12 protein-coding genes are annotated in these 11,965 nt (G+C 67.1%); 3 read left to right on the plus strand and 9 right to left on the minus strand.

The annotated features are described in order from the left end of the window. Positions 1 to 134: 134 nt before the first annotated feature. From AB5S17_RS14160 to AB5S17_RS14170, 3 genes are all read left to right on the plus strand, one after another. Positions 135 to 872 carry a hypothetical protein gene (locus AB5S17_RS14160; protein ID WP_369240433.1) on the plus strand — a complete coding sequence of 246 codons (738 nt, stop codon included), beginning with the start codon at positions 135 to 137 and terminating at the stop codon, positions 870 to 872. 149 nt (positions 873 to 1,021) lie between these two features. Continuing rightward, complete coding sequence (locus tag AB5S17_RS14165; protein WP_369240837.1) at positions 1,022 to 1,462, plus strand: VOC family protein; 441 nt, start codon at positions 1,022 to 1,024, stop codon at positions 1,460 to 1,462. A 214-nt stretch (positions 1,463 to 1,676) separates the two neighbouring features. Continuing rightward, positions 1,677 to 2,726 carry a YcbK family protein gene (locus AB5S17_RS14170; RefSeq protein WP_369240435.1) on the plus strand — a complete coding sequence of 350 codons (1,050 nt, stop codon included), beginning with the start codon at positions 1,677 to 1,679 and terminating at the stop codon, positions 2,724 to 2,726. Between the two features lie 99 nt (positions 2,727 to 2,825). Here the strand turns inward: AB5S17_RS14170 and AB5S17_RS14175 are convergent, their stop codons facing one another. The 9 genes from AB5S17_RS14175 to nuoN all read right to left on the minus strand — a co-directional run bounded on the left by AB5S17_RS14175 (position 2,826) and on the right by nuoN (position 11,944). Then, complete coding sequence (locus AB5S17_RS14175) at positions 2,826 to 3,518, minus strand: ABC transporter ATP-binding protein (RefSeq protein WP_369240839.1); 693 nt, start codon at positions 3,516 to 3,518, stop codon at positions 2,826 to 2,828. Then, positions 3,518 to 4,813 carry a lipoprotein-releasing ABC transporter permease subunit gene (locus AB5S17_RS14180; protein WP_369240841.1) on the minus strand — a complete coding sequence of 432 codons (1,296 nt, stop codon included), beginning with the start codon at positions 4,811 to 4,813 and terminating at the stop codon, positions 3,518 to 3,520. Before AB5S17_RS14180 ends, AB5S17_RS14175 begins: the two co-directional genes overlap by 1 nt. 5 nt (positions 4,814 to 4,818) lie before the next feature. Beyond that, a complete protein-coding gene (gene proS, locus AB5S17_RS14185) occupies positions 4,819 to 6,141 on the minus strand; it encodes a proline--tRNA ligase (RefSeq protein ID WP_369240437.1) in 1,323 nt (440 codons plus the stop codon). Between the two features lie 439 nt (positions 6,142 to 6,580). Beyond that, a complete protein-coding gene (locus AB5S17_RS14190; protein WP_369240439.1) occupies positions 6,581 to 6,847 on the minus strand; it encodes a DUF1467 family protein in 267 nt (88 codons plus the stop codon). A 2-nt stretch (positions 6,848 to 6,849) separates the two neighbouring features. Next, positions 6,850 to 7,254 (minus strand): methylmalonyl-CoA epimerase, encoded by a 405-nt coding sequence (mce, locus tag AB5S17_RS14195; RefSeq protein ID WP_369240441.1) that lies wholly within the window; start codon positions 7,252 to 7,254, stop codon positions 6,850 to 6,852. Positions 7,255 to 7,327: 73 nt separating this feature from the next. Continuing rightward, positions 7,328 to 7,804 carry a VOC family protein gene (locus AB5S17_RS14200; RefSeq protein WP_369240443.1) on the minus strand — a complete coding sequence of 159 codons (477 nt, stop codon included), beginning with the start codon at positions 7,802 to 7,804 and terminating at the stop codon, positions 7,328 to 7,330. A 149-nt stretch (positions 7,805 to 7,953) separates the two neighbouring features. Beyond that, a complete protein-coding gene (locus tag AB5S17_RS14205) occupies positions 7,954 to 9,564 on the minus strand; it encodes a ribonuclease J (protein WP_369240843.1) in 1,611 nt (536 codons plus the stop codon). A gap of 116 nt (positions 9,565 to 9,680) precedes the next feature. After that, positions 9,681 to 10,496 carry a biotin--[acetyl-CoA-carboxylase] ligase gene (locus AB5S17_RS14210; RefSeq protein WP_369240445.1) on the minus strand — a complete coding sequence of 272 codons (816 nt, stop codon included), beginning with the start codon at positions 10,494 to 10,496 and terminating at the stop codon, positions 9,681 to 9,683. Between the two features lie 2 nt (positions 10,497 to 10,498). Then, positions 10,499 to 11,944, minus strand: coding sequence for an NADH-quinone oxidoreductase subunit NuoN (nuoN, locus tag AB5S17_RS14215; RefSeq protein WP_369240447.1), 1,446 nt, complete (start codon positions 11,942 to 11,944; stop codon positions 10,499 to 10,501). Between the last annotated feature and the right edge of the window lie 21 nt (positions 11,945 to 11,965).

Genomic DNA, 11,965 nt, shown 5'->3' on the forward strand with positions numbered 1-11,965 from the left:
ATCGCGACACGAAATCTTAGCATTATCTGTGCCGATCGAAGCAAGAGGCAGCTGCACGCATTTCTGCGGCAATCGTCACATTCCCCGTATTTCGATCGTTCGCAGTGCAATCATCGTTCGAAACGGCCGGAACCGTGAAGAGTAGATGGTTTTGCAGCAAAGCTCATCCGGCCCGCGGAGCGATCCGGCCTCGGCGGTGCAGCAATCGTTTGCCGTCGACACTCTGGAACATTGCGGAAGGTGGCCGGGTTCAGGCCTCGGGAGCACCGTGCAGACTAGGTCAACTGGGAGAAGCCACAATGTCCAAGCTCAGCATCTTCGCCTCGGCGCTGACGATCTCGATCGCCACTGCCGCGGCCGGCAGCGCATTCGCCGACTGCGCGCAGGATCTTGCCGCATTCAAGAGCAACATGAACACGCAGGCATCGGCTGGCGCCGGCCAGGCCGGTTCGACCGACGTGGCGCAGATGCCCGGCACCGATCAACAGAGCGGCAGGGTGTCCGCCGACAAGACGCCGGCCGACAAGGACCAGACGGCGGCGAACAAGAGCGGCGTCGAAACTTACACCGCCGAGAACGCGCAGAAGCCGCAGGATGAGGGCCAGAGCGCAACGGGCGCCGTTTCGGGCATCGCGCCGACCGCGGCTCTCGGAAAGGTCGCTTCCGACAGTCAGGAATCGGCATCGAACGCTGGGGGGAACGCGTCCGCTTCCGGTTCGACCTCCGGCGACGACGCGATGACGACCGCGTCCACCGGCGGCAGCTCGGCGGTTGCGACGCATCTCGCGGCGGCGCAGAAGGCCGCCGACGCGGGTAACGAGCAGGCATGCATGAAGGCGCTCGACGCCGCCAAGTCGGCCGCGAACCAGTAACCGGTCGCGGCATTCGCTGAGGTGGAGACGCCGTCTCCACGCGCAACCGGGGGATCCGGAGGCCGGGTCCCCCTTTTCGCGCCGCACTGTTGGCTTTGCGGCGCGGAGCCCTACCCTCCCGCGCCGGATAACCGATGGAGGGCCAGTTCATGCGCTACCTGCACACCATGGTGCGGATAACCGATGTCGAGGCGTCGCTCGACTTCTACTGCAACAAGCTCGGTCTCGTGGAGACGCGGCGGATCGAGAGCGAAAAGGGCCGGTACACGCTGATCTTCCTGGCCGCTCCCGGCGACATGCCCGGCGCGAAGGAAAACAAGGCGCCGCTGATGGAGCTGACCTACAACTGGGACCCGGAGACCTATTCCGGGGGGCGCAACTTCGGCCACCTCGCCTTCGAGGTCGACGACATCTACGCCACCTGCCAGCGCCTCATGGACGCGGGCGTCACCATCAACCGGCCGCCGCGCGACGGTCACATGGCCTTCGTCAAGTCGCCCGACAACATCTCCTTCGAGCTCCTGCAGAAGGGCGATGCCAAGGCGCCCGCCGAGCCGTGGAGCTCGATGCAGAACACCGGCAGCTGGTGAGCCGGGCTGGACGCGCGGCACGGCAGGCTGCAGGCAAGGTTGAACTTCCTCTCGCCGTATTCTAGCAATACCTCCTCGTTTACGCGATGTTAGGAAATGCTTCGGTTCCGCCGGTCCGTTGGGCCGGCGGTGGTGGGGACCAAGTCGAAGCCGCATCACACTCGCGTGTCCCGCAGGGCCGATCCGGCCGCCGGCAAGGGGGTATAGGACGATCGTGGCGAAGGACGGCGCCGGCATGGCCCGGCAGCAGTACAGGCGAAGCCTGGTCGCTTCGGCGATCGTGGCGTGCCTGCCGTTGATCAGTTCCTGCGTCTCGGCAGTGGACGACACCACCGCCTTCGGCTTTTCCGGCACCACGGCGCAGAAGGTCGCGAGCGCGGCCCCTGCGAATAGCAGCGATGCCGGCAAGCAGGGCGGCGCGGGCGCATCGTCGACCCCGTCCGGCCATGAAGGCGCTGCGCCAGCATCGGCCGCTGCCGGGACGCCGCCGTCAAAGGCCGCATCGGCCCCCTCCTCCGAATCCTCGCTCATGCTTCCCGCCTCGTCGCATGCCGCGAGCGGCAAGGCGATCGCCGCCTATGCCGGCGCGACCGTCGGCGAAGGCGACGGTTCGTCCGGCGATGCGCCGGAATCGGCCAATCGTTCGCTGTTCACGTCGCTGTTCACCAACGGCAAGCCGCGCGTGCCGCTCGGCAATGTCGAGAGCGGCAAGAGCCGGCGCGTGGTCTTTCGGAGCGGCGAGGAGAAGCAGCACTTCTATGACGCCAACCTGCCCGGCGTCGACCCGACCTCGCTGTTCGAGATCGGCCAGAAGGAGGCGGCCAACGAGGATGCTGTCGGCGACGTCATGAGCTCCTATCAGGAGGCCTCGCTGGGCGGCATGGCGCGGCTCGGCGCCAACGGGCTGATGGTCCAGCGCAACGACGTCCAGACCGCATGCTTTCCGCAGAAGCTCGTCGGCATCCTGCACGCGATCGAGCAGCGCTTCGGCAAGCGGATCATCATCACGTCGGGCTACCGCAGCCCGGAGCACAATCGCGCCGTCAATGGGGCGCTCCACTCGCAGCACATGAACTGCAACGCGGCCGACGTCGTCATTCCCGACACGGACCGCTTCAAGGTCGCCGCATTCGTGCGCGCGCTGCCGGGCCGCGGCGGCGTCGGCACCTACTGCAACACCCGCGCGATCCATGTCGATGTCGGGCCGAAGCGCGACTGGAACTGGCGCTGCCGCAATCCCGAATCGGAGATCGCGGCCCGGTAGCACCGGTACGTCACGCGCCGGCATCCGCCGCCGCGAGATGCAACGCTGTGATCCCTCGCCGCTGGTGCAGAGCACCAACTGCGACAGCTACTCTTCGACCTAATGGAATTCGAGCGGGACGATCTTGCCGTCCTGCAGCGTGATCGCCCTGTCCATGCGCGCGGCGAGTTCGTGGTTGTGGGTGGCGATCAGCGCCGCGACGCCGGACTGGCGTACGAGGGCTGTCAGCGCATCGAATACGTAGCCGGACGTCGTCGGGTCGAGATTGCCGGTCGGCTCGTCGGCGAGGAGCACGTGCGGCGAGTTCGCGACCGCGCGGGCGATCGCCACGCGCTGCTGCTCGCCGCCGGACAGTTCCGCCGGGCGATGCGCGGCGCGCTTGCCAATCCGCATGTAGTCGAGCAGTTCCTGCGCCCGCTCCGCGGCGTCCTGCCGAGACAGGCCGAGGATCATCTGCGGCATCATCACGTTCTCCAGCGCAGAGAATTCCGGCAGGAGGTGGTGGAACTGGTAGACGAAGCCGATCGACTGGCGGCGCATGCGCGTGCGGCGATCGTCGTTGAGCGTGCCGCAGGCCTCACCGCCGACATAGACCTCGCCCTCGTCCGGCCGGTCGAGCAGGCCGGCGATCTGCAGGAGCGTCGACTTGCCGGCGCCGGAGGGCGCGACGAGCGCCACCATCTCGCCCGCGGCCACCGTCGTCTCGGCGCCTTCCAGGATGGTCAGCCGCCCCTCGCCCTGCGAAAAGTGCCGGCCGACATTCTGCAGGCGCAGCGCGTAAGTCTCAGTCATCATTCGTACCGCAGCGCCTCCACGGGATCCAGTCGCGACGCCTGCCAGGACGGCAGGATCGTCGCCAGGAAGGACAGGCCGATCGCCATGGCGACGACCATGATCACCTCGGACGAGTCGACTTCGGCGGGAAGCTGGCTCAGGAAATAGAATTCCGGATTGAACAGGGTCGTGCCGGACAGCCAGGAAAAGAACTGCCGGATGTTCTCGATGTTCAGGCAGAAGACCACGCCGAGCACGAGGCCAGCCGCCGTGCCGGCAATGCCGATCGAGGCGCCGGTGATCAGGAAGACGCGCATCACGGCGCCCTTGGTCGCGCCCATGGTCCGCAGGATGGCGATGTCGCGGCCCTTGTCCTTCACCAGCATGAACAGGCCGGAGATGATGTTCAGCGCCGCGACGAGCACGATCAGCGTCAGGATGATGAACATCACGTTGCGCTCGACGTTCAGCGCGGAGAAGAAGCTCTCGTTCTGCGTCTGCCAGGTCGTCGTGTAGTTCGGCCGCCCGGCGGCCTTCTCGATCTCCGGCTGCATCGCGCCGACCTGGTCCGGGTCGTCGACGAACATCTCGATCGACTGCACCTGGTCCTGCTGATTGAAATAGAGCTGCGCCTGGTGGAGCGGCATGTAGACATAGGCCGCGTCATATTCGGACAGGCCGATCTCGAAGATCGCGGTGACCGGGTAGGCCTTGACGCGCGGGCTCGTGCCGAAGGGTGTCACATCCCCTTCCGGCGAGACGAGGGTGATGTTGTCGCCGAGCCGCAGCCCGAGCGCCTGCGCCAGCCGGCTGCCGACGGCGACGCCGTCGCCCTTGTCGAAATCCTTCAGCGAGCCCTGCTTGATGTTCGAGGCGACCGGCGTCAGCTTGGCGAGATCGGCGCCCTGAACGCCCTTGACGAGTGCGCCGCTGCTCGTGCCGCTGGAGCCGGAGGCGAGCACCTGGCCCTGCACCAGCGGCATGGCGAACTTGACCCCCGGCACCTTTTCCAGTCGCGCCGCCACCGCGTCGTAGTCCTTCAGCGGCGAGTCGATCGGATAGAGGATGACATGGCCGTTCACGCCGAGGATGCGGGACAAGAGCTCCCCGCGAAAGCCGTTCATCACCGACATGACGATGATCAGGGCAGCGACGCCGAGCATGATGCCGACGAAGGAGAAGCCGGCGATGACCGAGACGCCGGCGTCGCGGCGCCGGGCCCGCAGATAGCGGCCGGCAATCATCCATTCGAAGCGGGAGAACGGCCGCGTCGAGGACGGCGCCTCCGCCACCATCTGCCCTGCCGCGGTCATGGCGGTCACGAAAGCACCCGTGCGACGACGGCGTCGAGCGGCAGGGTCATGCGCTCGCCGGTCGCCCGCAGCTTGATCTCCGCCTCCCCTGCCTTGGCGCCCCGCGGACCGACGATCACCTGCGTCGGCAGGCCGATGAGGTCCATCGTGGCGAACTTGGCGCCCGCGCGCGTGTCCTGATCGTCGTAGAGGACGTCGAGGCCGGCAGCCTGCATGCGGGCGTAGAGATCGTCGCAGGCACGGTCGCAGTCGGCGTCGCCCGGCTTCATGTTGATCAGGCCGACATCGAAAGGCGCCACCGACTTCGGCCAGATGATGCCGTTCTCGTCGTGGGAGGCCTCGATGATCGCGGCGATCAGCCGGCTCGGCCCGATGCCGTAGGAGCCCATGTGAACCGGAACGTCCTTGCCGTCCGGGCCGGTGACGACGGCGTTCATCGGCTTGGAGTACTTGGTGCCGAAATAGAAGATGTGGCCGACCTCGATGCCGCGCGCAGCGACCTGGTCTTCCGCAGGCAGCGCGGCCCAGGCCGCCTCGTCGTGCATCTCGTCGGTCGCGGCGTAGGGCGCCGTCCAGGTCTTGACGATGCCGGCAAGGCCCGCGGCGTCGTCGAAGTCGAGTTCCTCGCCCGGCACCGCGAGCTCGAGGAAGTCACGGTGGCAGAACACTTCGCTCTCGCCGGTCGAGGCGAGGATGATGAATTCGTGCGAAAGGTCGCCGCCGATCGGGCCGGTGTCGGCGCGCATCGGGATCGCCTTCAGCCCGCAACGCTCGAAGGTCCTGAGATAGGCGACGAACATGCGGTGATAGGCCGTCTCGGCCGAGGCCTGGTCGAGATCGAAGGAATAGGCGTCCTTCATCAGGAATTCGCGCGAGCGCATCACGCCGAAGCGCGGCCGCACCTCGTCGCGGAACTTCCACTGGATGTGGTAGAGGTTGAGCGGCAGGTCCTTGTAGGAGCGCACGTAGGACCGGAAGATGTCGGTGACGACCTCTTCGTTGGTCGGCCCGTAGAGCAGGTCGCGCTCGTGCCGGTCCTCGATCCGCAGCATCTCCTTGCCGTAATCCTCGTAGCGCCCGCTCTCGCGCCAGAGGTCGGCGGACTGGATCGTCGGCATCAGGATCTCGTTCGCCCCTGCCCGGTCCTGTTCTTCGCGGATGATCGCGCAGACCTTGTCGAGCACGCGCTTGCCGAGCGGCAGGAAGGCGTAGAGCCCGGCGGCCTGCTGGCGGATCATGCCCGCCCGCAGCATCAGCCGGTGGGAGACGATCTCCGCTTCCTTCGGCGTTTCCTTCAGGATCGGCAGGAAATATCGCGACAGTCGCATGCGTTCATCCGGTGACGTTCGGGCGGATCGGTCGGCCCCGACGCCTCTTAAACGGTCGGCGAAGGCTTGGAAAGTCGGCACGCTTCAGGGGCCGCGATCCGGCGCCGACCTCGGATGGGCCGCAGTGTCGCCGAAGACAAAGCGACCAAAGAATGACACGGTTGCAAATTTCACGTGACAAGCTCTTGCAGCAGCGATAAGTTCGCGCCGCATAACAAACGGCGCCCCAGGGGCGCCGCTACGAGCGGTCTAGTCTTGGGAGGACGTGATTTCCGGCGCGGCGGACGCCGCAGCCCCGGTGAAACATCGGACGGAAATCCAGGCGCTTGATCTCGATGCAAGGCGAAAGCCTTGCATTTTTTTTGGGCAGTGTTCGGTGGACACGGATATTGGGTGCGTTGCTGTCGGAGCGTCTTGCTCCGGACAGAACGCGCGCTCGTCATGTCCCGGGAATGACATGCGGAAAGGTGTCGGGACCGAGCCCGAAGACCTGCGTCACCACGTAGAAGATCGCAAAGACGATCGTGGCGAGCACCGTCGTCTGGAGCACCTTGCGGCCCATCCGGTGCTCGACCGGCGCGCCATGCTCGGTGCCCAGCGTGATCTCGCTCGCTTCGAGCTGCGACTGCTGGCCGAAGGGCAGGACGACGAACAGCGACGTCCACCAGATGATGAAGTAGATGGCGGTTCCCGAGACCCAGCCCATCGTTACACCTCCTCCAGTTCCGTGAGCGTCCCGAACATATCACCGGGATGGACGAAGAGCACCGGCCGGCCATGCGCGCCGATCTTTGGCTCGCCGTCGCCGAGCACCCTTGCGCCGGACGCCAGCAGCCGATCACGCGCGGCGCGAATGTCGGACACCTCGTAGCAGACGTGGTGCATGCCGCCCCTGGGATTCTTGGCGAGGAAGGCGGCGATGGGCGAACCCTCGCCGAGCGGCTCCAGCAGCTCGACCTTGGAATTGCCGAGGTCGACGAAGACCACCGTCACCCCGTGCTCGGGCAGCGGCTGCGGCGCCGACACGGTCGCGCCCAGCGTCTCGCGGTAGCGCGCCGCGGCGGCGGCAAGGTCGGGCACGGCGAGGGCCACATGGTTCAGTCGATCGAGCATCGAGCCTCCGCTCTCTGGCTTTGAGTGAGAGATGGAAGGCCAGCGGCTGCCAAGACGGGATTCATCGCGTTCGTCATCCGGCGGCAGCGCGCTCCAGCGCGGCGATGTCGAGCCTGACCATCGCCGACATCGCCGCGAAGACGCGGCCGGCGACGCCGGGATCGGGATCGGCCAGGAGACGCGGCAACATCCGCGGGACGATCTGCCAGGGCACGCCCCATCGGTCCCGCAGCCATCCGCACATGATTTCCTTGCCGCCGTCGGCGGTCAGCGCCGTCCACAGCCGATCGACCTCGGCCTGATCCGCACATTCGACAGAAATCGAGGCGGCCGTGCCGTAGTCGGCAGGTTTGCCGCCGTTCAATCCCTGGAAGCTCTGGCCGCCAAGGCTGAAGCTCACCATGATCACGTCGCCTGCCTTGCCGCCCGGCCAGTCGCCCGGCGCGTGCAGGACGTGATCGAGATGGGAGTCCGGCACGAGCGAGACGTAGAAGCGCGCCGCTGCTTCCGCCTCGTTGCCGAACCACAGACAGGTGCTGACCTTCGACATCGATGCGCCCCCTCCTCGTCTGCGCGGTCCATGTCGATCCCGACCGAACCTTCAGCCCCGACAATAGCGAATGGCGCCCTGCCGATAAAGCAGCGGTTCCCGGTCCCGAGCACGACGCCGCGGACGGTCTGTCAGACGGCGCGCCCCTCTCAGCTGCGCGAGACGAAGACCGTCACCACCGGCTTCTTTCCCCAGGCGTCATAGGCGGCGAAGCGGACGGCGCGACGCACCGCCTCACGAACCGTCTCGACGTCCTTGCGCCGCTGCGGCGGGATGCTGTCCACGGCGCCGGCGGCGGCATCGATCAGGATGTCCTCCATGTCGTCGCCCTCCTCGTCCGCCTCCGGCAGGCCGAGGGCGACGATCTCCGGGTCGTCGCGGAGCGCGTTCTTGGCCGTCAGCTCCACCAGCACCGAAATGTGCCCGACGAAGGACAGGCGACGGCGCTCGATGATGCCCATCTCCTCGGCCGTGCCGATGAGCTTGCCGTCCTTGTAGAGCCGTCCGACCGGAACCTCGTCGACGATCGCGCCCGGCCCCGGTGATAGGCGGATCGCGCGCCCGTTGCGGGCCGCGACCACTTCCTTGACGCCCATCTCGCGCGCCAGCGCGGCATGGGCGATCAGATGCGCCGCCTCGCCATGCGCAGGCACCGCGATCTGCGGCCGCACCCATTCGTACATCTGGCGCATCTCGGAGCGCCTCGGATGGCCGGAAACGTGAACGAGCTTCGCCCCGTCCTCCAGCACCTCGATGCCGCGCTCGATGAGGGCGTTCTTGATCTCGATGATCGGCTTCTCGTTGCCCGGGATCGAGCGCGAGGAGAAGATCACGAGGTCGCCCTTCGACAGGCTCACGGCCGGATGCTCGTCGCGCGACAGGCGGGCCAGCGCCGCGCGCGGCTCGCCCTGGCTGCCGGTGAGGATGATCACCGCCTTCTCCGGCGGAATGTAGCCGAAGTCCTGCTCGCCGAGGAACGGCGGCAGGCCCTCCATGTAGCCGAGCTCGGTCGCGACATCGACGACGCGCTTCATCGACCGTCCCATCAGCAGAACCTGCCGGTCGGCGTCGCGCGCCGCGGCGGCGACGGAACGGATCCGGCCGACATTGGACGAGAAGGTGGTGACCGCGACGCGGCCCTTGGCGTTGCGGATGATCTCCGCCAGCGACGCCGAGACCTCCGATTCGCTCGGCGAGACGCCGTCCCGGAGCGCATTGGTCGAGTCGCAGATCATCGCAAGGACGCCCGCATCGCCGATCTCGCGCAGGCGCTTCTCGTCGGTCGGCGCTCCCAGCGCCGGCGTCGGATCGATCTTCCAGTCACCAGTATGGATGACGGTGCCGGCCTCCGTCCGGATCGCCAGCGCCACCGGCTCGGGGATCGAATGCGTGACGTTGATCGCCTCGATCTCGAAGGGGCCGAGCCTGAAGCGGTCGCCGGCCTTGAAGAGCTGCACCGGGATGTTCGGCGCGCCCGGCTCGCCTTCGCGCTTCGCCGCGAGCAGACCGGCGGTGAAGGCGGTGGCGTAGACCGGCACCTTCAGCCGCGGCCAGAGGTCCAGGAGGGCGCCGTAATGATCCTCATGCGCATGGGTGATCACGATCCCCTTCAGCGCATGACGCTCCTCCTCCAGGAACCGGATGTCCGGGAAGACGAGGTCGACCCCGGGCATCTCCGGCCCGGCGAAGGAGACGCCGCAATCGACGACGATCCACTGCCGGTCGTCTTCGGGACCATAGCCGTAGAGGGCGAGATTCATGCCGATCTCGCCGATGCCGCCGAGCGGCACGAATTGAAGTTCGTTCAAGCTGTCTGTCTTCTCTCGTTCGGGCGCCGCGCCGGCTGTTCCGATGGCGCCCCGTTGTCGTTCACTTTTCACACATTCGTTTGACCCCGGGCGTCGGCCGATGCGGGAACGCCGGGCGTCCCGCGCGCATCGGCGCCGAGGAAGAAGAGGTCACCGGCAGATATAGCGATGGTCTCGCCGTTGTCCTGCCTGAGAAGCAGCCGTCCGCTCTGGTCGAGCGCCTCGAACCGCCCCTCGAGGCTGCGGTCGGAGAGATTGACCCGGCACGGCCCGCCGACGCCGACTGCATGCGCCAGCCAGTCCCGCCGCACGGCGGCAAAGCCGGCCCCGCGGGCAAACAGGCCGAAGGCCGCTTCCACAGCGCCGGCGATGGTATCGAAAACGACGTCGAGCGGCCGCAGCACGCCCTCGCGCTCGAGGCTGGTGACGCCGTAAGGCGCATCGTCGGGCACATGCGCGACGTTGACGCCGCAGCCGACGACGACAGCCATCCGCCCGTCGGGCAGGCGCTCGCTTTCGAGAAGGATGCCGACGGCCTTCTTGTCCGACACGAGGACGTCGTTCGGCCATTTGACCTGCGCGCGCTCGCCGTCCCCGCCGAGAAGCGCGGCGATGCCGTTGCGCACGCCGAGCGAGGCAACGAGCGGCAGGTTGGTCAGCTGATCGAGCGGCGCCGGGTCGACGACGAGCCAGCTCGCATAGAGGTTACCGGCCTCGGACACCCAGGCCCGGCCGCGCCTGCCGCGGCCGGCGGACTGGCGCTCGGCCGTCACCCAGAGCGGGCCGGGATCGCCGGCCCGCGCGGCTTCCAGCGCCACGCTGTTGGTCGAGGTGACCTCTGGAAGCGCGAGGCGCCGGCGCTGGGAGGAAGCCGCCCGGGACACCGTCAGAAGAAGGTCTTGGCCGCCGCCTCTGCCGCCGCGAAGATCGGACCGCCGACGAACAGGTAGACCGGGAAGATGAACAGGCCGGCGACCCACAGGACCGCCCGCAGCTCCGTCGCCATCGGGACGAACTCGTGCGAGGGCTCGTCGAACCACATCACCTTGACGATGCGCAGGTAGTAGAAGAGGCCGACCACCGAGGCGAGGACGCCGATCACCGCCAGCGCGTAGAGATGCGCCTGCACCGCCGCCATGAACACGAAGTACTTGGCGAAGAAGCCGGCGAGCGGCGGAAGGCCCGCGAGCGACAGCATCAGGATCGTCAGGAACACCGCCATCGCCGGATTGGTCTTCGACAGGCCGGCGAGATCGTCGATGTCCTCCACGACGCCGTCACGGCGCCGCATGGCGAGGATGACGGCGAAGGTGCCGAGGGTCATGGCGAGATACACCGCCATGTAGAGCGCGACGCCGCGCACGCCCTGGACGCTCGCCGCCGACAGACCCACCAGCGCGTAGCCCATGTGCGAGATCGAGGAATAGGCCATCAGCCGCTTGATCTTGCTCTGGCCGATCGCCGCGAAGGCACCGAAGACCATCGACAGGATCGAGATGAAGATGATCACCTGCTGCCAGTCGACCGCCAGCGGTCCGAAGCCCTGCACGGTGAAGCGGACGAGCAGCGCCATGGCCGCAACCTTCGGCGCGCCCGCCATGAAGGCGGTGATCGGCGTCGGTGCGCCCTCGTAGACGTCCGGCGTCCACATGTGGAACGGCACTGCCGAGATCTTGAAGGCGAGACCGGCGAGGACGAAGACGATGCCGACGACGAGGCCGAGCGAGCGGGCACCCTCGGCGGACGCCGCCGCGGCGATCGCATGGAACTCGATCTGGCCGGTGAAGCCGTAGACCATCGAGGCGCCGTAGAGCAGCATGCCGGAGGACAGCGCGCCGAGCACGAAGTACTTCAGGCCGGCCTCGGTCGAGCGCACGGAATCGCGATTGATCGCGGCCAGAACGTAGATCGCCAGCGACTGCAGTTCGAGCCCGAGATACAGCGTGATCATGTCCCCGGCGGAGACCATCATCATCATGCCGGTGGTCGAGAGCACGATCAGCACCGGGAACTCGAAGCGGTTGAAGCGCTCGCTCTCGGCATAGCCGACGGACATGATCACCGCCGCGGCCGAACCGATCAGCACCAGGATCTTCATGAAGGCGGCGAACGGATCGAGCAGGAACGACCCGCCGAACGCGACCCCGTAGGGCGTGACGAAGATCAGCCAGAGACCGGAGATGATGATCAGGGCGACCGCGAGGCCGGTGACGATCCGGGCGCTGCCCTCACCGGCGAAGACGCCGATCATCAGGAGCACCATCGCACCGACCGCCATGATCAGCTCGGGCGCGACGATCGGCAGGCTGTGGGCGACCATTTCCGAAAACATGGGCGAAACGGGCCTTTTCGT

Source organism: Jiella sp. M17.18 (genome assembly GCF_041027365.1).
GTDB lineage: Bacteria > Pseudomonadota > Alphaproteobacteria > Rhizobiales > Rhizobiaceae > VKMB-3413.